Source organism: Rubellimicrobium rubrum, assembly GCF_006152115.1.
In the GTDB taxonomy this organism is placed as follows: Bacteria; Pseudomonadota; Alphaproteobacteria; order Rhodobacterales; family Rhodobacteraceae; genus Rubellimicrobium; species Rubellimicrobium rubrum.
This window is the reverse complement of sequence record NZ_VDFU01000030.1, coordinates 1-24222: the sequence shown is the minus strand read 5'-3', so window position 1 is coordinate 24222 and position 24222 is coordinate 1. Positions and strand designations below refer to the sequence as shown.

The window sequence follows — 24222 nt, the reverse complement described above, 5'->3', positions numbered from 1 at the left end:
AGACTCGTGACCGCCACGTTGCGCGAGCCGATGGTCCTGCTCTTGATCAGCGCGGCGGCACTTTACCTCGTGCCTGGCGACCTAGGCGCGGCGCTGTTCTTGTGCTTGGGCGCGGCGGTCTCGGTCACGCTCGTCGTGGCCCAGGAGGCCAGAACCGAACGAGACCTCGTGCGGTTGCGCCACCTGGCCGAGCCCATGGCTCGGGTCATCCGCGACGGCGCCGAGAGGAAGGTTCCCTCGCGCGACCTGGTACCGGGAGAGGTGATCCTCGTTGGGGAAGGGGAACGTCTGCCCGCCGACAGCGTCCTGCTGTCCGGGGATGCCCTGACCGTCGACGAGTCCGCGCTCACGGGCGAGGCTGTGGCTGTGACGAAGCGGCCCCGAGGAGGCCATCGCCGATGAGGAGCCGGGCGGCGAGGGAACTCCCTGGCTGTTCTCCGGCAGCCTGATCACGAGGGGGCAGGGCGTCGCAGGCGTGCTGCGGACAGGGGCGGGCACGCGTCTGGGGCGCATCGGTACGTCCTTTGCGGCCATTGCGCCCGAAGCGACGCTCCTGCAGCGGACCACGGCGCGGCTGATTGGATGGCTCGGCCTTCTGGCCGTCGGATTCTGTCTGATCGTTGTGGTAACCTACGGCCTGCTGCGCGAAGACTGGATCGAAAGCGCGCTGGCGGGCGGCTCCGTGCGGCCTATTTTACGGGACGGTGGAGGAGACACCGGATCTTGCAAAGAACTGCATCTGGCCGTGCCCGGCGCGCTGCAGCCGCCGTGGCCGCCGTGGCGTTGCTGGTATCGGTTGCCGTGGCCGTTGGTCATGTCACGCTCCGCTACTATCTGGGCGAAGGCCGCGTGCGCGCCGAGGCAACGCTCGAACTCACCGCAAGCGCGCTGGGTGGGTGGCTGCGCCGCTACGAGATCGTCCCGCGCCTGTTGGGCGATGACGACCGGCTCCGCCAACTGGTCTCTTACAGCGAAGGCGGCGACATCGAGCAAAGGACGCAGATGGCGAACCGTTGGCTCGCGGACAGGAACGCCATCCTGGGGTCGTCCGAGATCTATGTGATCGCGCCTGACGGCACCACGCTGGCCGCCAGCAACTTCGACAAGCCTGACAGCTTCGTGGGCCGGAACTTCGCCTACCGACCCTACTTCGTGGAGGCTATGCAGGGTCGGACGGGGCGGTTCTTCGGCATCGGCACCACCTCCGGTGTGCGGGGCTACTACTTCGCCGGCCCGATCCGCGACCATGCAGGGCGGATCGCCGGGGTCCTGGCCGTCAAGGTCGGCCTCGACGAGCTCGAAGCCGAATGGGCCAAGGGCGTCGAAGAGGTGCTCGTGATCGATCCGGAGGGCATTGTCTTCCTGTCCAGCGAGCGGGACTGGCTCTATTCAGCCTTCGAGCCGCTGACACCCCAGCAGACAGCTCGGAGCCAGGCATCGCGCCGCTATGCCGAGGTGCGGCCCCACGAGATCGAGGCAGGACGCTCGACGGTGGGCGGCGTCGGCATCCTGACGATTCGGGACGAAAATGACCGGGGAAGCGAGCATGTGGAGGTGCGGCGTTCCATGCCAGCCGCCGAATGGACGCTGCACGTGCTCCTCGACACTGCACCACTGCGTGCTCAGGCCCGGATGGCGACGGGTCTTCTTATCGCCCTGCTCGGCGCGCTGGGCCTTGGAGCGCTGATCCTCTCACAGCGCCGCCAGCGCGAGGGCGAGCGGCTTGCTCTACGGGAAGCTGCCAAGATCGAATTGGAACGGCGCGTCGAGGAGCGTACGGCCGAGTTGGAGCAGGCCAACCGCCTGATCGCTGCCGAAGTCGCCGAACGCCGCCTCGCGGAAGCCGAACTGCGGCGCACGCAGGCCGATCTGGTGCAGGCCGGGAAGCTTGCCGCCCTGGGCCGGATCTCGGCTGCCCTCAGTCACGAGATCAACCAGCCCCTTGCAGCCGTGCGCAACTACGCCGACAGCGCAGCCATCTTGATCGAGCGTGGCGAGCCCGAGCGCGCCAAGGGGAACGTCGTGCAGATCCTGTCGCTCGTAGACCGGATGGCCGCGATCGCCCGGCACCTGCGCGAGGTGGCCCGCAAGCCACAGAGCCCGCTTCGCGCTGTGGACCTGAACGATGCGGTGGCCGAGGCGCTGGTCATCGTCGGGCCCCGTCTGACGGCGGCGGGGGTCGAGGTCACGGTCGATCTTCTGGCCGGCGTTTCCCCTGCCCGGGCAGGACCGGTCCGGCTCCAGCAGGTGATCGTCAATCTTCTGGCCAACGCCGCGGACGCGGTCGAAGGGCAAGCCGACCGCCGGGTCCGTATCTCAGCCTTTGAGGAGGGCGCGCGCCTCTGCCTGACGGTCAGCGACAGCGGCCCCGGTGTGCAGCCGGCGCTGGCGGAGCAAATCTTCGATCCGTTCTTCACGACCAAGGGCGTCGGAGCCGGCCTGGGATTGGGCTTGTCGATATCATACAATATTGCGAAGGACTTCGGAGGCGATCTTTCGGTGGCTGCCGGATCCCTCGGCGGGGCGGCGTTCACGCTCAGTCTTTATCCGGCCGCCGTTCCGGCCGGGATGGCGGCCGAATGAGCGCTGCTCCCCTGGTGCTGTTCGTCGACGATGATGAAAGCATTCGGCTCTCGACAGCGCAGGCGCTGGACTTGGCCGGGTTGTCCTGCCGGACCTTTGCCGCAGCTGAAGATGTGCTGGCCCATGCCCGCCCCGGTCTGAACGGCGTGGTCATGACCGACATCCGAATGCCCGGCATGGACGGGATGACACTCCTGGCCCGGCTTCGCGAGATCGACCCCGAGCTGCCGGTGATCCTCGTGACGGGGCATGCCGAGGTGCAGCTGGCCGTCGACGCCATGCGGCGCGGGGCCTACGACTTCATCGAGAAACCCTTCGCCATGCAGGATCTCGTGGTCACGCTGAGGCGGGCCATGGAGCACCGCGCCCTGGTGATGGAGAACCGGCGGCTGCGCGCGGTGGCGGGGCAGCAGGACGACGTGGAGGTGCGGCTTCCCGGCCGTAGCAGCGTGGTCATCGAGCTGCGCCGCCAGTTGCGCGCGCTCGGGCCCAGCGAGGCGGATGCACTGATCATCGGACCCACGGGGTCCGGCAAGGAGGTCGTAGCCCGCGCGCTCCACGATCTGTCGCCTCGGGCCAGCCGACCCTTTGTCGCGGTCAACTGCGCCGCCCTGCCAGCGCAGATGGTGGAAAGCGAGCTCTTCGGACATGAGGCAGGGGCCTTTCCAGGTGCCCTGCGGCCTCGCTTCGGCCGGTTCGAGCATGCTCGCGGCGGCACGGTCCTTTTGGACGAGATCGGGTCCATGCCGCTGGACCTGCAGCCTCGCCTGCTTCGCGTGCTTCAGGACCGCGTCGTGACGCGTTTGGGCTCGAACGAGGTGACGCCGCTGGACGTGCGGTTCATAGCGACATCGAAGGTCGATCTCGCGGACCTCGTGGCCAGGGGGCAGTTCCGGGAGGACCTGTACTGGCGGCTCGCGGTGGCGCACCTGATGATCCCACCCTTGTCCGAGCGGCGCGAGGACATTCCGCTCCTGTTCCTGCAACTCGTGCGTGAGGCGGCGGCCCGGCACGGCCGTCCCGACCGGGCGCCTCCCCCTGAACTGCTCGCCGACCTCACCGCGCAGCCATGGCCCGGCAACGTGCGCGAACTGCGGAACGCCGCGGAGCGCTGGGCGCTTGGCCTAGACTGGATGGGGACAGGCGATGGTGGAGCCGCACCCGGGCGGCTGGCAGATCGCGTGGCCACCTTCGAACGGAGCGTCATCGCGGCGGCGATCGCGGCGAACGGGGGCCGGCTCAAGCCCGTCTACGAGAGCCTGGGCGTCAGCCGGAAGACCCTCTACGAAAAGATGCAGAAGCACGGGCTCGATCGGCACCTGCTGTCCGACCCGGAGCCCTTCGAAGGCTGAGCCGCCCATGGGTGGGTTCCCACCCACGGCCTGGCCTGCTTGTCACCGTTTCCACCCATGACGACGCGAACGGCCGGACTTTTCCGTCCGATGCCGTACAGAGCCTTTGCCGAGCGAGCGTTTTTCAGGCCCCATCCCCGCAACCGCGCTCGCCTTGAGGAGGGTCGAGCGCGGGTCATCCACACTCCAGGGAGGAGAGACCCCATGGCATCGCTATCCCGCATCGGGAGCCTGACGGCTGCCGCCATCCTGCTTGCCAGCGCCGCCGTCGCGCAAGGCTATCCCGACCGCCAGGTCACCATGGTCGTGCCCTTCGCAGCAGGCGGCCCCACCGACACCGTCGCGCGCCTCGTGGCCGAAAAGATGTCCGCGGATCTGGGCCAGCAGATCATCGTCGAAAACGTCGGCGGCGCCGGCGGCACCTTGGGGGCGGCGCAGGTCGCGGAAGCCGAGGCCGATGGCTACACCATCCTTCTTCATCATATCGGTATGGCCACCTCCGAGTCCCTTTATCGGGAACTCCCCTACAACGCGCTCGAAGCCTTCGCGCCGGTGGGCCTCGTGACCGAGGTGCCCATGACCGTCGTAGCCCGCGCGGACTTCGAACCCGCCGACATGGCGTCGTTCGTGACCTACGTGAAAGAGAACGCCGACACGATCACCATGGCGAACGCAGGCATCGGCGCGGCTTCGCACCTGTGCGGCATGCTCCTCATGCAAGCGCTCGAGGCGCCGATCGTGACGGTGCCGTACCGCGGCACAGGCCCGGCCATGACGGAGTTGGTGGGTGGACAGATCGACATCATGTGCGACCAGACCACCAACACCACCGAGCAGATCCAAGGCGGCACCATCAAGGCCTATGCCGTGACGACGCCGGAAAGGCTCGATCTCTTCCCCGACCTGCCCACCGCGGCCGAGGCAGGCTTGCCGGGGATCGAGGTCTCGGTCTGGCATGGCATCTACGCGCCGGCAGGCACCCCTCAAGAGGCTGTCGACCGCCTGTCCACCTCGCTCCAGACCGTTCTGGCCGATCCTGAACTGTCCACGCGCCTGGCCGAACTGGGCACAGCGCCCTCGCCGGTCGAGGACGGCACCCCGGAGGCGCTCAGCGCGAAGCTCAGCGCCGAGATCGAGCGCTGGCGGCCGATCATCGAGGAAGCGGGCGTCTACGCCGACTGAGCCCAACCGCAGCGGCCCGGCTCCCCTCGCGGAAGCCGGGCCAGCCGTTGCTGACTTCAATTCATGATAGACGGGGCCGTTCGATGCGCGACCGTTCCTTTGATCCGACCGACCTTGCCGCGGGGGTCGTCTTCACCGTCCTCGGTCTCGCCTTCGGCGTCTCGACGCTAGGGCTCGAACGAGGCACAGCGCTCCGCATGGGGCCGGGATACGCCCCACTGGTTCTCGCCGCAGTCCTGACGCTTTTGGGTGTGCTCATCGTCGTGGCGGGCCTGCGGTCCCGAGGCGTCGAGGGGATCGGCCCGCTGGCATGGCGCGGCATGGCCTTCCTGTTGTCCGCGCCCATCCTGTTCGGCCTGACGGTCCGGGGCCTGGGCTTCGTACCGGCCATCTTTCTCGCGACCCTGCTGGCAAGTTTGGCGTCCCCCCGCCTGAAATCCTGGCAGGTCCTTGGGCTTGCCGTCGCGATCACGCTCTTTTCCACGCTGGTGTTTTCCTATGCCTTGGGCCTGCCGTTCCGGCGCTTCGGCCCCTGGCTTTCCTTCTGAGGGCCACGATGGACCTGTTCTCGAACCTGGCGCTTGGCTTTGCGACGGCCGCCACGCCGCTCAACCTGGGATTCTGCCTGATCGGAGTCATTCTGGGCACGCTGATCGGCGTCCTGCCCGGCATCGGGGCCACGGCCACCATCGCCATGCTCCTGCCCATCACCTTCCAGCTCGAGCCGGTGTCGTCCCTCATCATGCTGGCCGGGATCTACTACGGGGCCCAGTATGGCGGCTCGACCACTGCCATCCTCATCAACATGCCGGGCGAAAGCTCGTCGGCGGTGACCGCCATCGACGGCTACCAGATGGCGCGACGGGGCAAGGCCGGCACCGCGCTGGCCGTGGCTGCGCTGGGATCGTTCTTCGCCGGCACGGTGGCCACTCTGCTCGTGGCGATCTTCGCCCCGCCGCTGACAGCCGTGGCGTTGCAGTTCGGGGCGGCCGAGTACTTTTCCCTCATGGTCTTGGGGCTCGTCTGCGCCGTGGCGCTGGCGCATGGCTCCTTCCTCAAGGCGCTGGCCATGGTCGTGCTGGGCCTGCTGCTGGGACTGGTGGGCACAGACATCTACACAGGCGCACCCCGCTTCACCCTGGGACTGCCCGAGTTGGCCGATGGGTTGAGCTTCGTCGCGCTCGCCGTGGGCGTCTTCGGCATCGCCGAGATCCTGCGCAACCTCGAAGGCGGGCAGGGCGACCGCGAGGTTCTGGGCCAGAAGCTGGGGGGCCTGTTCCCCTCGCGCGAGGATCTGAAGGCCATGGTCGGGCCCATGCTGCGGGGAACGGCGCTGGGCTCGGCCTTGGGCATACTGCCGGGCGGCGGCGCGGTCCTTGCGGCCTTCGGCTCCTACACCATCGAGAAGCGTTTGTCGAAGCGGCCCGAGGAGTTCGGCCAAGGAGCCATCGCCGGCGTCGCGGGCCCCGAGTCCGCCAACAACGCCGGTGCCCAGACGTCGTTCATCCCACTTCTGACGCTGGGCATCCCGGCCAACCCGGTCATGGCGCTGATGGTGGGGGCCATGATCATCCAGGGGATCGTGCCCGGCCCGAACGTCGCCACCGAACAGCCCGCGCTGTTCTGGGGCATCATAGCCTCCATGTGGATCGGCAACCTCATGCTGATCGTGCTGAACCTGCCCCTGATCGGGATCTGGGTGAAGCTCCTCAAGGTGCCGTACCATGTGCTGTTCCCGATCATCATCGCGTTCAGCTCCATCGGGGTCTACTCGGTCAAGGGAAACGCCTTCGACCTCTTCGCGGTCGCAGGGTTTGGACTGCTGGGCTATGTCTTTCTCAAGCTCCGCTGCGAGCCGGCGCCGCTGCTGCTGGGCTTCGTCCTGGGCCCACTCCTCGAAGAGAACCTGAGGCGCGCGATGATCCTCGGACGCGGCGATCCCATGGTGTTCCTGACGCGCCCGATCTCGGCGGGGCTTCTGGTCCTGACCCTTGCGGTCGTGGTGATCATGCTGATGCCCCGCGTGCGGCGGAAGCGCGAGGAGGTCTTTGTCGAAGGAGACTGACCCGACGCATCACCGCAGGCCAGGGCGGGTCGGGGCCACTCAGGATGGCCCCGACCCGCCCGTGAGGTCGTAAGCACCGATCCGCACGAAGGTGCGGGATACGGTCGGTGCAGTGGCTGCAACCATCCTGCTCTAACTTACCCCTGTGGTCTGCCTGCCAGGGACGTAATCCAGACCCCTCCCCTAGGGCCTATCCGGGCAACCAGCCTCCAAGCCAGCATGCCGGTCCAAGCCGTCCGTCTATGCCGAACTGGGAACACTTGCTTTCAGCGGCTGGTCATGTCATCGGTGTCATGTCATCGGTGTCATCCTGAATGGGACGGCGACCGGCGTCTCTGGGAGGAGGCTCCATGGCAACCATCTACGACGTCGCCCGACTGGCCGACGTCTCGGCCAAGACGGTGAGCCGCGTGCTGAACGGGGATGGTCCGGTCGGGGCCCGGACCCGAGAGGCCGTACAGGACGCCATGGCCAAGCTGGGCTATGTGCCATCGAACGCCGCGCGGACGATGCGATCCAACCGCTCCGGCTTGGTCGGCCTGATCACCGGCGCGATCACCGGCGCGCAGGAGTCTGCCAGACCCTTTGGCCTGCCTGACCTTCTCATCGTCCAAGGCATCCAGCGCGTCATGGCGAGCCGGGACATGACTCTCATGATCGCCGACACGGGCGGGCGGGCCGACCGCGTTCCGCATCTGGTTCGGACCTTTCTGGAGCATCGGGCCGAAGGGCTGATCTATGTCGCGGAGTATCATCAGCAAATCCGGTTGCCGCAGGTTCCGGATGCGACGCCCTTGGTGCTCGTAAACTGTTTCGACGACGCGCAAAGTCCGGCCGTGCTGCCCGACGACCGGCAGGGACAGCACGCGCTGGTCCGGCGGCTTGTGGCCGCCGGGCACCGTCGCATCGCATACCTCACCCTTCGTGCTGACATGGAGGCCACGCCGCTTCGCACCGCAGGCTACCAGGATGCGTTGGCAGAGGCCGGGCTGCCCTTCGATCCCGCGATCGTGCGTATCGGCTACCAGTCGGATGAGGAGGGGGAGATGCAGCTCCTCTGGGACGCCATCGATGACCTGCTGCGCCTTCCCGAGCCGCCGACGGTGCTCTGCTGCGGCAACGACGCGATGGCGATGCGCGTCTACGGCATCCTTCGGTCGCGCGGGGTTCGCGTGCCCGACGACATGTCGGTGGCCGGCTACGACAACCATCGGATCATCGCCGAGACCCTCTATCCGCCGCTGACCACGGTCGAGCTGCCCTATGCCGCCATGGGGATGAAGGCCGCAGACCGGCTCATGTCTCTCATCGCCGGCCAAGGCCGCGAGGAGCCTGCCCCGACCCTGGTGACGGGGCCGGTTCTCTGGCGGGACTCGGTCGTGGAACGACGCGCGGCCACTCTTCAATCGATCAGCCTTTAAGGGAGGAAGACCTATGACACGTCTCACCGCAGCCTCGGCGCTGGCCATGCTCTGGGCCACGGGCGCCATGGCCCAGACCGAGCTCACCATGTGGTACCATGGTGCCGGCAACCAGGTCGAAAGCGAGATCGTCAACCGCATCATCGCCGACTTCAACGCCAGCCAGTCCGACTGGGTGGTTTCCATCGAGAGCTTCCCGCAGAACGCGTACAATGACGCGGTCGTCGCGGCGGCCCTGGCCGGTGATCTTCCCGACATCCTCGACGTCGATGGCCCGATCATGCCCAACTGGGCCTGGGCAGGCTACCTTCAGCCGCTACCCATCGAACCCACTCGGATCGAGGCGTTCCTGCCCGGCACCAAGGGAGTCTGGAACGACCAGCTCTACTCGGTCGGTCTGTGGGACGCTGCAGTCGCGCTCATCACGCGGCAGTCCACGCTCGACGCCCTGGGGCTCCGCACGCCCACGCTCGAGGAGCCCTGGACGCAGGAGGAATTCATGGGAGCCATGGAAGCCGCCAAGGCTTCGGGGGATTACGAGTACGCCATCGACCTCGGGATGTCCGACCAGAGCGAATGGTACCCCTATGCGTTCCTGCCTTTCCTGTGGTCCTTTGGCGGCGATCTGATCGACGCGGAGAGCGGCTACCAGACTGCCGAGGGCGTCCTGAACGGCGAGGCCGCGCTGGCCTTCGGCGAGTGGTGGCAGGGCATGTTCACCGAAGGCTACGCGCCCGGACCGTCCCAAGACCCGGCCGACCACGCGTCGGGCTTCCAGGAGGGCCAGTACGCCTTTACCTGGAACGGCAACTGGCTCGCGCTGCCGTTCCTCGAAGCCTTCGACGACGTGGTGTTTCTGCCCGCGCCTGATTTCGGCAACGGCAACTTCATCGGAGCGGCCTCCTGGCAGTTCGCGGTGTCCGGGACGACCGAACATCCCGAGGGGGGCGCAGCCTTCATCGAGTTCGCGCTGAAGGACGAGTACCTCCGCGACTTTTCGAACGGCATCGGGCTCATCCCGCCGACGCCAACGGCGGCCGCCATGACCGAGAACTACGCCGAGGGCGGGCCCATGGCGGTGTTCTATGACCTGTCCGAAGATCAGGCGCGTCTGCGGCCGGTGTTCCCCGGCTATCCCGTTGCGGCCAAGGTGTTCGCCAAGGCGCTGACCGATATCGCGAACGGCGCGGACGTGGCGGACTCGCTCGACACCGCCGTCGACGAGATCGAGGCCGACGTCCAGAGCAACCAGGGCTACGGCCAGCAGTGACCATCCGATCCCTGGGCCGGATCCGTTCCGGTCCGGCCCAGGGCCCGACCTGACCCTTGTTCGTGATCGGAGCGGTCCATGGCCTCTCGCTTGTCCACCTCGAACCGAGCGGGCTGGCTCATGGCCCTGCCGGGGTTCGGCCTCATCGTTCTTTTCGTGATCCTGCCCTTCGTGCTGGCCTTCGCGCTCAGCTTCACCAACCAGCGGCTCGTCTCGCCCAACCCCACCGAATGGGTGGGCCTGTCCAACTACCGGGCGCTCCTGGGAGTGGGCGTGCTGCACCTTGAGCCCGAGCGCGACGATGCGGGCAACGTGGTGACCGACGAGAACGGCGCACCGGAATACCCGCGCCTGCGCAGCTTCACCCGGAATAACCCGGACTACCCCCACCTTGCCGGGATGAGCGAGTGGTTCTTCTTCGACCGTGGGGAAGGGCGAACCTACGTGCTGGCCAGCGATGTCGTGTTCATGCGGGCCATCGTCAACACGCTGATCTTCGTGGCCGTGGTGGCGCCGGTGCAGGCGGGGCTTGCCTTGGTTCTGGCACTTCTCATCAACCAGCGGCTCCGAGGCATCAACCTGTTCCGGGCGATCTACTTCATGCCGGTTGTGGTCTCGATCGTCGTGGTCTCGCTGCTGTGGCGGTTCATCTACGCAGAGGAGGGGCTGCTCAACAATCTGCTGGCCAGTCTCACCTTCGGGGCCTTCGACGGTCCCGACTGGCTCGGCAACCCGAGGACCGCGCTGGGTTCGGTCATCGCCATGTCGGTCTGGCAGGCGGTGGGCTTCCACATGGTGATCTGGCTTTCGGGCCTCCAGACGATCTCGCCCACGCTGTATGAGGCCGGGGCGATCGAGGGCGCCTCGCGCTGGCAGACGTTCCGCTACATCACCTGGCCGGGTCTCAGGAACACAGCGGTGCTGATCCTGATCGTCATCACGATGCAGGCCTTTGCGCTCTTTGCCCAGATCGACGTCATGACCAACGGCGGCCCGCTCGACAGCACGCAGACCATCGTCTTCCAGGCGGTCGAGCGGGGCTACGGCAGGCAGGACATCTCCAGCGGCTCGACGATCTCCGTGTTCCTGTTCGTGCTCGTGCTGTCGATCAGCCTCCTGCAACGCTGGCTCACGAGGGAGCGCCGCTGATGTCCGTCATCGATCCATCCAACCGGGGACTTCAGCTGGCCACCCGATACGTGGTGCTGACGCTCATCGCGGTCATCTTTGCCTTCCCGCTGGTCTTCATGCTGGTGTCGAGCCTCAAGCCTGATGACCAACTCCTGCGGGATACGGCGTCGCTGCGGGCCTTTTTGCCCGTGGGCGACCTCAGCCTGCAGAACTACTACGCCGCGTTTGACCGCGCGCCTGTGGGCACCTTTATCCTGAACTCGGTGCTGGTGACCGGGGTGACGGTGGCGCTCTCGCTCTTTGTCTGCTCGATGGCGGCCTTCGCCTTCGTGTTCCTGCGCTGGAGCGGCCGGGATCTGGTGCTGGGCGTCATTCTAGCTACACTGATCGTGCCCTTCGAGACGATCGCGATCCCGCTGCTGCTCGTCGTCTCCAAGCTTCCTTGGATCGGTCTCGACGGCTTCAGCTTGGGCTGGCTTAACACCTACCGGGTCCAGATCGTGCCCTTCATCGCTGACGGGCTGACGATCTTCTTGTTCGTGCAGTACTTCAAGGACCTGCCCGGCGACCTCGCGGAGGCGGCGCGGGTCGAGGGTGCGTCCAACTGGCAGATCTACCGCAAGGTCGTGATGCCGCTGGCAGGGCCGGTGCTCGCCACAGCGGCGATCCTCAAGTTTCTGGTCATGTACAACCAGTACCTGTGGCCCCTCATGGTGGTGCAGGAGGAGGGCCGCCGCCCGGTGATGGTCGGCCTTCAGTACTTCTTCCAGCTGAACCGCGCCTGGGGCGAGATCATGGCCTACCTGTCCATGATCACCGTGCCGGTGCTGGCCTTCTACCTCTATATGCAACGTTCCTTCATTGCGTCGATCGCATCGACCGGCGTGAAGGGCTGACGGAGACTTCCATGGTGATCGCAATCGACGGCAAGTGGCTCTGGGATTCGTGGTACGTCCACGACGGCGAGCGCTGGCACGGCTACTTCCTCCAGGCCGACCGGTCCTTGGGCGACCCCGACCTGCGCCACTTCAACGTGACGCAGGGTCACGCGACCTCGACCGACCTCGTCGATTGGCGGCATCTCGGGACGACGTTCCAGCCTGCCACGGGACCGGCCTGGGACGACTACACCACCTGGACGGGATCGGTGGTGCGGGGCGACGACGGTTTCTGGCACTTGTTCTATACTGGCACGTCCAAGGCCGAAGCGGGCCTGTACCAGCGCGTCGGCCATGCCACCTCGGTGGATCTGCACAACTGGAGCCGGGTGGGCGACGGTCTCGCGCTCGACCTCACGGGACCGGCTGCGGACCACTACGAAAAGGAGCACATGGCCGGCTTTTGGCACGACCGCGCCATGCGCGATCCCTGGGTGATGCGCGACCCGGAGGGGCAGGGGTGGCTCATGTACTTCACTGCCCGTGCGCCGGGCATCGCGGAGGCCAACGGAGGCGGAGCGATCGGCTTTGCCACGTCTCCGGATCTCGCGAACTGGACGCTCCAGCCGCCGGTGTTCACTGGCGCCTTTGGCCAGCTCGAGGTGCCTCAGGTCTTCGAACGGGACGGGCGCTGGTTCTGTCTCTTCTGCACGTCGTCCCAGCACTGGGGCGAGGCGGCTTGCGAGCTGCTGGGTACCCCTGCGACCGGCAGCCATTACCTGATCGGGACTGGTCCGCGCGGTCCCTGGCAGGTCGCTCCCCTACCGCTCCTTGATATGGACGAGCCATGCCAGCGTTACGCCGCGCGGGTGGTGGAAACACCGGAAGGGCTCAGGATCCTGGGGTTCGCAGACCGGGGCAAGGCCGACTTCGGTGGATTCATCACCGACCCTGATCCCGTGGAGCTTGGGCCCGACGGCTTGCTCCGCGTTGTTCCCAGTTCACCTGCGAGGGAGTAAATCCATGGCCGAGATCAGCCTGCGTCAGGTCCGCAAGAGCTTCGGCTCGTCCGAGGTCATCAAGGGCGTGGACATCGACATCGCAGACGGCGAGTTCTGCGTCTTTGTCGGGCCCTCGGGGTGCGGCAAGTCCACGCTGCTGCGAATGATCGCCGGGCTCGAGGACATCTCCAGCGGAGAGCTCCGCATCGGCGGGCGGGTGGTCAACGACCTGCCTCCCAAGGAGCGGCGGATCGCCATGGTGTTCCAAAGCTACGCCATCTTTCCGCACATGACCGTGCGCGAGAACGTGGCCTTCGGCCTGACCATCGCGGGCGCCTCCAAGGCCGAGAAGGAGACCAAGGTCGCCGAGGCCGCGCGCATCCTGCAAATGGAGCACCTCCTCGATCGTACGCCCGCCCAGCTTTCGGGCGGACAGCGGCAGCGGGTGGCGATCGGGCGGGCGATCGTCCGCAAGCCCGAGGTGTTCCTCTTCGACGAGCCGCTCTCGAACCTCGACGCGGCCTTGCGCATGGATATGCGGCTCGAGATCGGCAAGCTCCACCAGCAACTTAAGGCCACCATGATCTATGTCACCCATGATCAGGTCGAGGCGATGACGCTGGCCGACAAGATCGTGGTGCTCAAGGGGGGGGAGGTCATGCAGGTTGGCTCGCCCATGGAACTCTACCATAATCCCGCGAACCTCTTCGTCGCGGGCTTCCTTGGGTCGCCGTCGATGAACTTCCTCGACGTGGAGATCCGGGGCGTGCAGGGCAGCCGGGTTCTGGTGGCCAACTCCGCGCTCGAACCGGTGGAGGTCATGCCCAAGGTCGGGACCTACACGCCTGGCGGCCGAGCGCGGCTTGGGGTGCGTCCTCAGTACCTCACTCCGGTGATTGGCGACGGCTCGGCCACGCCCCCCAACGCGGGACGTCTGCATGGCACGGTGGCCCTGACCGAGCGATTGGGCGCGGAAACGGTGGTCGAAACGACGCTGTCGGATCGCAGCCGGGTCATAGCCGCCCTGGCGCGCGACGAGGTCTATCCCATCGGAGCAGAGGTCACGCTGGCCTTCAAGCCCGAGGAAGCCCACTTGTTTCCAGTATAGGGAGTGGCGACGCCGTCGGCACTGGATTTCCCTGGCTCAGGACAAGGGTCAAACGACCAAGGCGTCGCAAACTGTGGGACGGAGAACCGGCCTTCTTCGGACGATGGAGGCAGGAGGCTGGAAGTCACCAACCGCCTTACTCAGCGGTGCGCGTCTCGAGCCTGAGCCCGATAGCGGTACGCTCGGGAAAGCCGCGCCAGTAGCTGTGGTCGGCGTTCGGCGTACCGTCGTCAGCCGTAGACCACACGCCCTCCTCAGCAACCTCTACCAGACTGAGATACCCGGACCTGGCCGTGTCGCCCTTGAGATGCAGGTCGAGGAACGCAGTGGCAAAGTGCTGGGCAATGTTGTTCATCCGCACCGTGTCCCAGACCGCGTCGGCGTAGTGATCGAACACGGCACCCTCCTGGCCAAGCGGAGTGCGCCAAGCCTCGGCGGGCGCGGGGATCGGGGCGGCGGCGTTGTGGTTCGCATGTTCGAAGGTGAGCAGATGGCGGTCCGTGCCGGTCGTCTCATCAAAGATCCGACGGATCGAGTCGTACTCCGACACGTCGTCCGCACTGCCAGCAATGAGGAGCAGGGGCTTCTCGATCCCGGCGAGCCCCTCGGCATCCCAGAAGTCCCGGTTGCGTCCCCAGGGTCCGATCGCCACCACAGCCTGCACGCGCGGATCGACCAGGGCCTCGTGCGTTTCGGTTCCAGCCTGGTTGCGCGCAAGAAGGTCCTGCGGCACCCGAAGGCCCTCTGGGTCGGTGCGCGTGACCGCGCCTTGGGTGACGCCCCCACCGGCGAAGATGAGCGCGCCGTAGCCACCCATGGAATAGCCGATCACGCCGGTCCGGCTGTCATCGACGAGCGGGCCCAAGTCCCCCTCGAGGGCAGCCATCGCATCCAGTACCAAGCGCTGATCCACAGGCCGGTTCACCAGGGTCGAGGGGAAGGCGGTCTGATCGTCGTAGGTGGAGTCGGGGTGGTCAATCGAAGCCACGACATAGCCCTTCGGGGCCAGGTTCTCCCCCAGGTGGCTCATGAGGAACCGGTTGCCTGGATATCCGTGCGAGATGATGACGAGGGGGAACTCGCCCGCAGCTGGCGCGGCATCCCGCGCGGCCTGGCCGCTGAGTGTCACCTCGGTCGTCCCGTCCCGAAGCAACGCCCGATAGGTGCCGCCAGGCTCGGTGCCCGGAGCCGCCGGATACCAGACCTCGACGGTGAGGTCGCGGTCGTAGGTCGGGGGTTCGCCTTCCTCGGTCGTGTTGACGATGTCGATCCGGCCCTGATCGGTAAAGCTGAACGTCCGGACGCCGACCGGATGGGAACCGTACTTGGCAAGTTCCGGAGCATCGGGCCGGATGAGGTCGATCCGGTTGAGGGTCCCGAGGTCTTCCTGGCCGAGGCTGTCGGAGACGGTCTCTGTAGTCTGCGCGACGAGTGGCCCAGGGAACAACATCGCGGCGGCGATGATCGCAAGACGCTTCATAGGCCCTCTCCCCTGACCTGCGCGGCACGGAGTGAGATGCAGCAAGGCCGCAACAGGGCAAGCCCAAACAAGGACAGACCGAGCTCGGGTGGTGTCGAGAGTGCGATGGCTGAAAATACCTAATGCAGGTTAGAGACCCAAATAGGACGACATCTGATGCGTCAGAGTGTCTGGACAGTGGGTTAGCTGCTGGCCACTGGGGAATCAGGATGTTCCGCGTGGATGATCTCTTCGGTAGGCATTGACCAAGATTTCAATCGGATCACCCGATTGGAGCAGGGCACTGGACACCGTTTCAAGGCACAACGACCATCTCGGGCTACCATCCGTGACGGTGACGGCGCCGGGATCGCATGGCGCTTCAACCCGCCATGGCGCTGGTATAACGGTCCTGAGCGTCGTCCGATCATGGCCGACCCCGAGCAGGAACAGCATCGCGTCGCATGACTAATGAGACTTTGTCGCGTAAAGACGCGAGCCCGCAGGCCAACGTGTTCGGCATCGCCGCGCGAGTTATGGGCTTGGCACGCGAGGAGCGGCCCGTGATCCTGAGCGTGGGCCTGCTAGGGCTCGCCTCCGCAATCTTCGAGGCCGTCGGACTGTCTTTCATGATCCCCCTGGCCCGGATCGCGATGGGCGAAGGCATTGACTTTACGATCCCCGTGATCGGACCCCTGCTAAAGTCACTCGGATCCTTCATGGAGCTAAGTGGAACGCTGGTCGTATTGCTGGTGGTCGGCTTTTCCCTGGTCGGGATCATCGTGAGCTACGTGAACCAAGTGCTCTCGAACGCTCTGGCGATGCGCTTTGCCGACAGCCTGCGCAGGCGCGTCTTCGAGACGGCGCTCGACCGCCCGCTCTCCCAGATCGAGGCTTTGCCGTCCGGCAGTTTCATCAACAACCTCGCGTCCGAGACATGGAAGGTGTGCGACGCCCTCTTCATCGTCATCGGGGGTACGGTTCAGTTCATCGCTTTCTCGGTCTTTCTGGTTCTCCTGCTCTTGCTTGCGCCCTTCTACACATTTGTCCTCCTTGGGATGACCGGGGCCATGGGGCTCGTGCTCTATGCGACGGCTCAAGCCGTGCGGGAGCTGGGCATCAAGGCCGTCGCTGCCAACGAACGCCTGATGGCCTATATCTGGGACGCGTTCGGAGGACTTCGGGTCATCCGGGGTTTCGGGCAGGAGGACCACGAGCGCGAGCAGTTCGGCCAACGCTCGCAAGACGTTCGCCACGTCTTTACCCGGCTCCGAAACCTGTCCGCGATCGTCGGGCCGATCACCCAGGTCGTCACCATAGCCATGGTGGCCACGATCCTGGGACTGGCTATGCTCCGGGGCGACTCGCTGGCCACGCTGGTTGGCTTCTTCGCCATTGCGTTCCGCATGCAGCCGCGCGTCATGGGGCTGCTCAACGCGTGGACAAGCTTGAAAGGCCTGGAGGGCTCGGTTTCATCGGTGGAAAAGGCCTTTGGGGCAAGTGGCGCGAAGCGGCACGGGCAGTGGCGCACCTTCCCCGGGGTGCGTGGCGAGCTCACGCTGGAAGGGGTTTCGGCCCGATATCCCAACACCGAGCAGCCGGCCCTCCACGACATCTCGTGCCGCTTCCGCGCGGGTGAGGTGACCGCTGTTGCAGGCTATTCCGGGGCCGGCAAGTCGACGCTGGCGGCGCTGCTTCTTCGCTTCATCGAACCCTCGGAGGGGCGCATCCTCGTGGATGGCCAGCCGCTCTCAAGCCTCGATCCCATAGGTTGGAATCGGCGCATCGCTTTTGTCGAGCAGAACGCCTTCCTGTTCAACGCGACCATCCGGGACAACATTGGCTATGGCGACATCGACGTGAGCTTTGACGAGATCCGCGAGGCCGCGCGCATTGCCCAGGCTGACAGCTTCATCGACGCTTTGCCGCAGGGCTATGACACCATGATCGGCGATAGCGGCGTCCGGCTCTCGCAAGGTCAAAGGCAGCGGATCGCGCTGGCGCGCGCGATCGTGCGCAAGCCCGACGTCCTGATTCTGGACGAGGCCACCAACGCGCTCGACCGGCCGACCGAGCGGGCGCTCCGGGATGCCATGACTAGCGGACCTAAAGCGCGTGTCGTTGTTGTCATCGCGCATCGGCGCGAGTCCATCGAGGTCGCCGACAACGTGGTCGTCCTGGATGGGGGGCGCGTGGTGGAAGAAGGAAGCCCTGCCGCGCTTGCTGCGCGCGGCGGCGTCTACGCGCACCTTTACCTCGACGAGGCTGAGACGCCGGATCCCAGCTGACCGAGTCGGTCCTGCTCAGGGGCGCCGCCAAGCCGCAGCGATTTCGGTGCCGGGCGTGCTCATCCGATGCGTGAACCAGCCGACCACCGATGCTGGCGCGAGGAGCGCATGGAGCAGCCGACGCCGGCGGCGGGATAGGCGGCTGAAGCTGACGTCGTGGCTCAAGGCCAGCAGCGGGTTGATGAAGGCGCAGGTCTTGTCCGCAGGCTGCCCGAAGAGAGCATCGAGTTCGGTCTGCGTGTAGCCACGGCGGACATGCCCCCACTCCGCAAACAGATCCTCCTCCGGAGGGCAGATCGGGCGGAAGATCCGGTAGTAGGGATAGCGCCAGCGCTCCCGGTCGGGGGTGCTCACCAGAATCCAGCCGCCCGGGCGGACCACCCTCAACGCCTCGCGCGCCACGGCCGCGTCATCGGGGACGTGCTCAAGGAGGTCGAACATGGTCAGGAGGTCGAAGGACGCGTCCGGGAACGGAAGGGCCGTCGCGTCCCCATGCACGAAGGTGACGCGCGGGTCCTTGTTGCAGGGAGCCTCTGCCAACGAGGCGTCCATGTCGATGTTGACCACCTTGGCCTGGGGGTAGAGCATAGCCGACACGCCGCTTTGGCCGCCCCCGACCTCGAGGAGGTCGACCACTGGCACGTCCGGCGCGATCCGGTGCAACGCACGCATCTTGTCGCGGTAGAACAATCCATCGGTCAGCGGCTCGGGAAACGGGTTCCTGGCGAGGAACTGCCCGAGTGGGAGCTTGTATGCGACGGTTGCTGTCATGGGACCTTCCCGATGTCATTGCCCAACACGAGATGGGGCTTGCTGTAGGGGCGCAGAAGCCGAAGGGCGTAGATGGGCCCGGCCAAGCATCCCTTAAGCTGCTGAACCATGACGGTGAACGTGTCACGGTCGCCGTGTCGGAAAGCCCTCAGCCCGCCTTTCAAGTAGTACCAAGGCATGATCGCAAAGGCGCGCACAAGATGACAAAGCTGCCGGTCCTGCCCGAACTGCACAAAGAGAGCGACAACGTGGCCGCGCGTGTAGTCCCTTATCTGGCGATAAAGAGAGCCGTGGTCGTTCCTGTGGTGGTGAAAAACCACGGTGCCGGGATCATAGTGGCACACGAGGCCTGCGCGGAGAAGGCGGAACCAGAGCTCGCTGTCCTCGCTGCAGCCAGAGGCGCCCGCCCCGAGTCGGGTATCGAAGAGGCCAACCAGAGCGAACGCGGACCGGCGGATCGCCATGTTCGCGCCGGCGCCGATCTGCCAAACGTCCGGCGACTGCCACCACCTCCGACGCAGGAAGCTCGTCCCGAAGCGGCGGACGGCGAGTTCGCGCCCGAAGGCGCCGATCCCGAACTCGAAGAGGCAAGCCGCCTCGCTGCTGAGGTCTGCGGGTACTACGATGCCGGTCACGCAGGCCACGGAAGGGTCGGCGAAGGGAAGGACAAGAGATCCGACCCAGTCCGGCCGCACCTCCACATCGTCATCGGTGTAGGCGACCACGTCGCCCGACGCGACGCGGGCTCCCGCGTTGCGGGCGTAGCTCAGGCCGGGCTCGGGCTCGAGCAGATAGCGGACGCCGGGGAACTCGCGGACGACCGCCGCGGTAGAGTCCGTCGAGGGCGCATTGTCGACTACGATTATCTCTGCAGGCTGTGGCTCGCAAAGGGCAAGGGAGGCGAGGCAGCGGCGCAAATCCTCTGGCCGCTCACGGGTGCAGACCACCACTGAGACGGAAAGGCCTTGACTGCCCCGGCGGCTTGCCTGGGGGGCGGGCGTGGCCAAATGCGCGCCCGCGATATCCGCGATCATCACGGCAAGCGCCGGGGCGGGCACTGGCAGTTCGGAGCGTACAAGGACGCGGTGGCCGACCGGGCGACCATCCGCCCAGACGATCAGGTAAAGCCCGTTCTCCGGCCCCGTCGCTTCCAGGGTCGGGTGCGAAGCGTCCAGCAGCAGGTGCCGGATTCCGCAAGGCGCAAGCTGAGCTGCCCCGAGCGTCATGGAGCCGCACCTGAGGCACCATCGCTGCCCGGGCGCAGGTTCCCCGAACCCTTCGCTGCAGCCGCTTTGATCGCAGCGATGCGGAGCCTTGAACGGCCGTACTCTCCGCAGAGGCCAACGAGACCTCCCCAGACCTCGGCCAAGATCATCGGCATGGGCGTGGGATCCTTGCGCCGGAGCCGGCCGCGCATGCGGCGGAGTTGATAATTGAACCACCACAACAGCAGGCCATGGAAGCGGCGCCGCGTCGTCGGGTCGACGTTCATCGACTTCGCGATAAAGGCGGCGTGGCCGAGGCCCCAGGTGTAGTACTGGCGCTTGAGTACCGCCAGCTCACGGCGATGTTCGTGATGCACGGCCACCTGCGGATCGTAGACCAGCATGGCCCCTGACCTGAGCACCCGGAAAAAGATGTCGAGGTCGCCGCCACCCGGCAGTGGCCGTCCCGTGTCGAGCGCCTCGTCAAAGCCGCCCAGGCCCAGGACCAGGCCGCGGCGAAGACTCATGTTGGCCCCCGCTCCAAAACGGCCGGCTCCGAAGGGGTAGTGCACGTCGCCAAAGCGGTCGGGCCCGTAACGGATCGGCCGAAAACCCCGTCGAAAGCCGCCGCGCCGCTCAAAGAGGATCTGTGCCTCCGTATCCAGGACCATGGGCAGAACCAAGCCCGTCACGCAGCCCGCGTCGGGGTTCTCCGCCCAGGCACGACGAAGCGCCCAGAGCCAATCGCGATCGATCACCACGTCGTCGTCCAGGAACGCGACAACTTCCCCTGTCGCCTCGCGGAGCGCGCGGTTGCGGGCGAAGTCGAGGCCAACCAGCGGCTCTTGCACGTAGCGCACCCACGCGCGCGTCATGCACACGTCGCGCAGCCTCGGATCCGTCGAGGCATTATCGATCACAAGCACCTCGGGGGCGCCCGGCTCCATCGCGCAGAATGGCTCTAGCGAGCGCAGGAGCCGGTCCACCCAGTCGTACCGGTCCTTGGAACAGATGGCGATGCTGATCGAGGGGGCCGGCCCAGGCGGCAGGGGGGCCGCCGCTCGCCGCCGTTCGACCGCCGCGGCTTCGCGGACCTCGTCTCCAATATAAGCCGAAGGATCGAGCCACTCGGCCCCCCGTGGCCGGTCGACCAGCTCGAAGCCTACCAGGCGGCCTCGGTCTCGCAGGACAAGACCCATCCCGTCCGCCCCAGCGAAGGGCAGCCGGTCTGGCAAGTCGTCGATCTCCAGGTTTCGCAGGCCGAACGCCATTCCTTTTCACCCCAGGTGCTGACATGATGGCTTCGCCCCACCGGGCATCGGCATGATACGGAAGGCCATGTCAAGGCTGGCTTCCGCATTGGCGGCCTCGTTGACGACATTGGCCATCTGGGCCGGTATTTGTGGCTCGGAGGTGCAGTGATACAAGCCGCGCGTCGGAACCGGATCGCGATGTTCCCCTGGGGCGGCGTCCTGGAGGACTTTCTCGCCCCGATCGGCATCGACCACGTCCATTTCGCCGAGACGATGTCCGGCGGTTGGCTGTTCGGCTACGCCGAGGCGCTGCGTCGCCAAGGCGTCGACACTGTCATCGTGGCCTTGTCGCGGCGGATCGACAGGATCGAGCGTCGCACGAACCCGCACACCGGCACCGAGACGATCCTGCTGCCGGCTCCCTCGATGTACAGGGCACTGCGTCGCTGGCCGGGGGACACGGACGACCCCGGGCGGCCACGCTTCAGGGGCGGCCGGTCCGTGCAGGATTTGGTCCGCTACGCGGCGACGCCCGGGCCTGGCGTATCGAGCGTCCTTCAAGCGGCGGGCTGCATGGCGATTCTGGCGCAGGAGTACGAGAACCCCCGCTTCGACAGGCTCGTCCGCATCGGGCGCCGGCTCGGGATGCCGGTCTTCGCGAGCTTCCAGGGCGCGCCGCCACCTGGCTCTCGGATCGAGCGGGCCGTGAGACGGCGCACCCTGCGCTCCGCCGCCGGGTTGATCGTCGCCTCGGCGCCGGAAGCCGCGCGGCTGCACCGGGACTACGAACTCGAGGCCGGCCAGGTCCATGCCATACCGAACCCCCTCGACCTCGACCTCTGGTTCCCTGAGTCCCGGGAGGCTAGCCGGCGGGCCCTCGGCCTGCCAGCCGACGCCACCGTCGTGATCTGCCACGGACGAATCGATCTCCACCGCAAGGGCTTGGACCTGCTCATCGCCGCTTGGCGCGACGTCGTTGCGCGGGCTGGACCCCGCGATCTGCGCTTACACCTGATCGGCTCGGGGCAGGATGATGCGCGGCTCGCGTCGCTCCTCGAGAGCGAACCGGTTCCGGGCCTGCGCTGGGTCAGGCGCTACGTGACCGATCGTGCCGAGATGCGGCGGGAACTCTCGGCGGCTGATCTTTACGTCCTGCCGTCCCGCCACGAGGGCTCGCCCGTCGCGCCCTTGGAGGCCATGGCCTGCGGTCTTCCGGTGGTCGCGGCGGACGCGCCGGGCGTGGTCGATATCCTTGGGCGTCAGGAAGCACTAGGTGGTCTGGTGGTCGCAAAGGGGGACGCAGGGGGGCTAAGCCAAGGGCTTTGGCGCCTGATCGCCGATTCGGACCTCCGCGCGCGCTTGTCCGCCCAGGCGAGGCCACGCGTCGCGGCCTTTGCCTCGCTTGATGTCGTGGGGCTGCGCCTCGCGACGTTGATGGGCGCTGGCCCGGTGGGGCAGCTCGGCCAGGCGCCCCCTTAATCGGCCAGTCGTCCTTGCACCGCCCGAGGCTCTGCAACGCGAGCAGCCGGGAACAACACCCGCTTCGCCAAGCCTGCCCTCGCACCCCTGTTCCTCTTGGGCGGCGCGACATGCCGAAGGAGCGTTCGAGCAACGGTTCTCACGGTCGCGCCGAAGTCCGTTCTGGCAGCCTCACGCAGCGCCCAGACCCATGTCGAGTAGTTGCCCGCCGCGAACTCCCGCCCGGCATAATAGAGCGCGAGGTAAACTCTCCCCAGTCGGACCTGGTCGGGGTAGCTCTCGCGGTAAGGCTCCGTCACGATGCGGTGGGAACGGATCATCCGCGCGACGTTGCTCGACATAGACGTTTTAGTCACACGGTAGCCGGTCAGGGGCAACGGTACGGCCGCGAATGTGCGATCTTCCGCGATCGCCAAGTAAAGCTTCAAATCCTCGCAACCTTCGGCTCCCTGAGCCCGGAGGTCGGGGTCGTAGCCGCCGACCTCTGTCATGGCGCTTTTGCGTAGGAGCGGAGAGCTTCCGTTGGCGATGAAGTTGTTCAGAAGAAGGTCTCCGAGAACAAAGCCTTGGTAGGCGCGCCTGCCGGCCATGTCGCCACAGTCGATCACCTCATCATTCTCGTCGATGGTGGCCGAAAAGGTGTACACAAGCCCGCACGCCTCGCCAGCCTCGGCAATGGCTCGCATTTGCCGCTTGATCTTCTCCGGGTGCCACAGGTCATCTGCGTCAAGCATCGCGATGAAGTCGGCCCTGGTCTCGGACGTACCGCGGTTTCGCGCCGCGGCGACACCCTGCTGCTCCTGCAGGACCAACCTGACCCGCTGGTCCTCGCGCCTGTGTCCATCAACGATTTCGGCAGTCTCGTCCGTGGACCCGTCATCAATGACGATGATCTCAAGATGAGCATAGTTCTGACCCCGAGCGCTGCGCAGGGTCGCATCGATCGTGCTGGCGGCGTTGTAGGCAGGGATGACAACCGCGACGAGCGGAAGAGGGTCGGGCACTGAATGCCCGTTCATGGGGGCGACCATTCACACATCATTCAAGCGGCAATCACGATCTGACCTTGGGGCGCTGGGTCGTTCTGGTGCAACTGGTCTTTTAGGCAGGCCAGGATTGCCACTGCTCAGCGCGGAATCAGCATGTCCCACGTGGACGATCGCCCTGCTAGGCCGTCCTTTGGTAAAGGTTTCGGCATTTGAACTTCGACACTGACATGATACGGGCAGCGGCCCGGGCATGTATCGGGCTCCGAAAGTTCTAGATCTTAGCCGCACCCCTCAAGATTGGCCCCGAACGACCCAAAAACCTGCACATGATCGGCCGATCGCAAGAGCGGGACACTATGATGGGCCAAGGGAAATCGACCTCAGGGCCGCCGCACGCCTGTCTGTCGCACCGATGATGGACTTGGTGGACAGCTCATTGGCCCCTATAAATCAAACTGTTACGGGTTATCCAATAGGGGAGTTAGCACGGCTGTAGCACACCTTCAACTGTCGTCTTGAGCCGAGAACGGCGTGTGACGGCAGGAGGTATACAAGAACTGGAACTTACATCCTCTGCAGGTTAAGTTTCCAGAGCGCAGGTTGCGCTGGTTGTCTTTGTCTCCGGCGCGATAGGGGCCGGACCGACACCCAGACAGCAGCTACCTCAGCAGGATTCTCGCGCGACTCCGGCGATGTGCTCCGCCCTGTGCCGTACAATCTGGCCTGCCCCAATCGGGTGGTCCGGGTTCAGACTTAGTGCATGACCGGCTTGGGCGCTACGACTGGG

Annotated in this window: 19 protein-coding genes; 14 read left to right on the top strand and 5 right to left on the bottom strand. The window is 66.1% G+C overall.

Going from position 1 to position 24222, the window contains the following annotated elements; all coding sequences use genetic code 11:
- The first annotated feature begins 6 nt into the window (after nt 1-6).
- From FHG66_RS22690 to FHG66_RS17665, 12 genes are all read left to right on the top strand, one after another.
- Nucleotides 7-402, top strand: coding sequence for a P-type ATPase actuator domain-containing protein (locus FHG66_RS22690; RefSeq protein WP_176556328.1), 396 nt, complete (start codon nt 7-9; stop codon nt 400-402).
- A gap of 321 nt (nt 403-723) precedes the next feature.
- The gene (locus FHG66_RS17715; RefSeq protein WP_176556327.1) at nt 724-2583 is read left to right on the top strand and encodes a sensor histidine kinase; all 1860 of its coding nucleotides are present in this window, start codon (nt 724-726) and stop codon (nt 2581-2583) included.
- Complete coding sequence (locus FHG66_RS17710; protein ID WP_139078382.1) at nt 2580-3935, top strand: sigma-54-dependent transcriptional regulator; 1356 nt, start codon at nt 2580-2582, stop codon at nt 3933-3935. The genes FHG66_RS17715 and FHG66_RS17710 overlap by 4 nt, the downstream gene beginning before the upstream one ends.
- Before the next feature lie 204 nt (nt 3936-4139).
- Complete coding sequence (locus tag FHG66_RS17705; protein WP_139078381.1) at nt 4140-5117, top strand: tripartite tricarboxylate transporter substrate-binding protein; 978 nt, start codon at nt 4140-4142, stop codon at nt 5115-5117.
- An 83-nt stretch (nt 5118-5200) separates the two neighbouring features.
- Nucleotides 5201-5665, top strand: coding sequence for a tripartite tricarboxylate transporter TctB family protein (locus FHG66_RS17700; protein ID WP_139078380.1), 465 nt, complete (start codon nt 5201-5203; stop codon nt 5663-5665).
- 8 nt (nt 5666-5673) lie between these two features.
- Complete coding sequence (locus FHG66_RS17695; protein WP_139078379.1) at nt 5674-7182, top strand: tripartite tricarboxylate transporter permease; 1509 nt, start codon at nt 5674-5676, stop codon at nt 7180-7182.
- A gap of 350 nt (nt 7183-7532) precedes the next feature.
- Nucleotides 7533-8603 carry a LacI family DNA-binding transcriptional regulator gene (locus FHG66_RS17690; protein WP_139078378.1) on the top strand — a complete coding sequence of 357 codons (1071 nt, stop codon included), beginning with the start codon at nt 7533-7535 and terminating at the stop codon, nt 8601-8603.
- Nucleotides 8604-8616: 13 nt separating this feature from the next.
- Nucleotides 8617-9873 (top strand): extracellular solute-binding protein, encoded by a 1257-nt coding sequence (locus tag FHG66_RS17685; RefSeq protein WP_139078377.1) that lies wholly within the window; start codon nt 8617-8619, stop codon nt 9871-9873.
- Between the two features lie 78 nt (nt 9874-9951).
- Complete coding sequence (locus FHG66_RS17680; RefSeq protein ID WP_139078376.1) at nt 9952-11022, top strand: carbohydrate ABC transporter permease; 1071 nt, start codon at nt 9952-9954, stop codon at nt 11020-11022.
- Complete coding sequence (locus tag FHG66_RS17675) at nt 11022-11900, top strand: carbohydrate ABC transporter permease (RefSeq protein WP_139078375.1); 879 nt, start codon at nt 11022-11024, stop codon at nt 11898-11900. Before FHG66_RS17680 ends, FHG66_RS17675 begins: the two co-directional genes overlap by 1 nt.
- Nucleotides 11901-11911: 11 nt before the next feature.
- Nucleotides 11912-12901: a glycoside hydrolase family protein gene (locus FHG66_RS17670; protein ID WP_139078374.1), complete on the top strand. Its 990-nt coding sequence runs from the start codon at nt 11912-11914 to the stop codon at nt 12899-12901.
- 4 nt (nt 12902-12905) lie between these two features.
- Entirely contained in the window at nt 12906-13991 is a 1086-nt protein-coding gene (locus FHG66_RS17665; RefSeq protein ID WP_139078373.1) for an ABC transporter ATP-binding protein, read from the top strand.
- A gap of 136 nt (nt 13992-14127) precedes the next feature.
- Here the strand turns inward: FHG66_RS17665 and FHG66_RS17660 are convergent, their stop codons facing one another.
- Nucleotides 14128-15471, bottom strand: coding sequence for an alpha/beta hydrolase family protein (locus FHG66_RS17660; RefSeq protein ID WP_246082668.1), 1344 nt, complete (start codon nt 15469-15471; stop codon nt 14128-14130).
- Between the two features lie 443 nt (nt 15472-15914).
- Between FHG66_RS17660 and FHG66_RS17655 the strand changes: the two genes are divergently transcribed.
- Nucleotides 15915-17738, top strand: a complete 1824-nt coding sequence (locus FHG66_RS17655; RefSeq protein WP_139078372.1) for an ABC transporter ATP-binding protein — start codon at nt 15915-15917, stop codon at nt 17736-17738.
- Between the two features lie 15 nt (nt 17739-17753).
- On the opposite strand, the gene FHG66_RS17650 is transcribed toward FHG66_RS17655, so the two are convergent.
- Genes FHG66_RS17650 through FHG66_RS17640 form a run of 3 tightly spaced genes read right to left on the bottom strand, consistent with a single transcriptional unit; the run spans nt 17754 to nt 20985 of the window.
- Nucleotides 17754-18509 (bottom strand): class I SAM-dependent methyltransferase, encoded by a 756-nt coding sequence (locus tag FHG66_RS17650; protein ID WP_139078371.1) that lies wholly within the window; start codon nt 18507-18509, stop codon nt 17754-17756.
- Complete coding sequence (locus FHG66_RS17645; RefSeq protein WP_139078370.1) at nt 18506-19735, bottom strand: glycosyltransferase family 2 protein; 1230 nt, start codon at nt 19733-19735, stop codon at nt 18506-18508. The genes FHG66_RS17650 and FHG66_RS17645 overlap by 4 nt, the downstream gene beginning before the upstream one ends.
- Nucleotides 19732-20985: a glycosyltransferase family 2 protein gene (locus tag FHG66_RS17640; RefSeq protein WP_139078369.1), complete on the bottom strand. Its 1254-nt coding sequence runs from the start codon at nt 20983-20985 to the stop codon at nt 19732-19734. Before FHG66_RS17640 ends, FHG66_RS17645 begins: the two co-directional genes overlap by 4 nt.
- 147 nt (nt 20986-21132) lie before the next feature.
- Here FHG66_RS17640 and FHG66_RS17635 point away from each other — a divergent pair, with 147 nt between their 5' ends.
- Nucleotides 21133-22446 carry a glycosyltransferase family 4 protein gene (locus FHG66_RS17635; protein ID WP_139078368.1) on the top strand — a complete coding sequence of 438 codons (1314 nt, stop codon included), beginning with the start codon at nt 21133-21135 and terminating at the stop codon, nt 22444-22446.
- Here FHG66_RS17635 and FHG66_RS17630 read toward each other — a convergent pair.
- Entirely contained in the window at nt 22443-23465 is a 1023-nt protein-coding gene (locus FHG66_RS17630; RefSeq protein ID WP_176556326.1) for a glycosyltransferase family 2 protein, read from the bottom strand. The two genes, FHG66_RS17635 and FHG66_RS17630, sit on opposite strands and share 4 nt — an antisense overlap.
- Nucleotides 23466-24222: the final 757 nt, after the last annotated feature.

Excerpts from the sequence above, each read along its gene's own strand:
- FHG66_RS17705 (WP_139078381.1), top strand. The coding sequence starts at position 4,140 with ATGGCATCGCTATCCCGCATCGGGAGCCTGACGGCTGCCGCCATCCTG.
- FHG66_RS17655 (WP_139078372.1), top strand. The coding sequence starts at position 15,915 with ATGACTAATGAGACTTTGTCGCGTAAAGACGCGAGCCCGCAGGCCAAC.
- FHG66_RS17670 (WP_139078374.1), top strand. The coding sequence starts at position 11,912 with ATGGTGATCGCAATCGACGGCAAGTGGCTCTGGGATTCGTGGTACGTC.
- FHG66_RS17690 (WP_139078378.1), top strand. The coding sequence starts at position 7,533 with ATGGCAACCATCTACGACGTCGCCCGACTGGCCGACGTCTCGGCCAAG.
- FHG66_RS17700 (WP_139078380.1), top strand. The coding sequence starts at position 5,201 with ATGCGCGACCGTTCCTTTGATCCGACCGACCTTGCCGCGGGGGTCGTC.
- FHG66_RS17645 (WP_139078370.1), bottom strand. The coding sequence starts at position 19,735 with ATGACGCTCGGGGCAGCTCAGCTTGCGCCTTGCGGAATCCGGCACCTG.
- FHG66_RS17710 (WP_139078382.1), top strand. The coding sequence starts at position 2,580 with ATGAGCGCTGCTCCCCTGGTGCTGTTCGTCGACGATGATGAAAGCATT.
- FHG66_RS17680 (WP_139078376.1), top strand. The coding sequence starts at position 9,952 with ATGGCCTCTCGCTTGTCCACCTCGAACCGAGCGGGCTGGCTCATGGCC.
- FHG66_RS17640 (WP_139078369.1), bottom strand. The coding sequence starts at position 20,985 with ATGGCGTTCGGCCTGCGAAACCTGGAGATCGACGACTTGCCAGACCGG.
- FHG66_RS17675 (WP_139078375.1), top strand. The coding sequence starts at position 11,022 with ATGTCCGTCATCGATCCATCCAACCGGGGACTTCAGCTGGCCACCCGA.
- FHG66_RS17685 (WP_139078377.1), top strand. The coding sequence starts at position 8,617 with ATGACACGTCTCACCGCAGCCTCGGCGCTGGCCATGCTCTGGGCCACG.
- FHG66_RS17660 (WP_246082668.1), bottom strand. The coding sequence starts at position 15,471 with ATGAAGCGTCTTGCGATCATCGCCGCCGCGATGTTGTTCCCTGGGCCA.
- FHG66_RS17695 (WP_139078379.1), top strand. The coding sequence starts at position 5,674 with ATGGACCTGTTCTCGAACCTGGCGCTTGGCTTTGCGACGGCCGCCACG.
- FHG66_RS17665 (WP_139078373.1), top strand. The coding sequence starts at position 12,906 with ATGGCCGAGATCAGCCTGCGTCAGGTCCGCAAGAGCTTCGGCTCGTCC.
- FHG66_RS17650 (WP_139078371.1), bottom strand. The coding sequence starts at position 18,509 with ATGACAGCAACCGTCGCATACAAGCTCCCACTCGGGCAGTTCCTCGCC.
- FHG66_RS17630 (WP_176556326.1), bottom strand. The coding sequence starts at position 23,465 with ATGAACGGGCATTCAGTGCCCGACCCTCTTCCGCTCGTCGCGGTTGTC.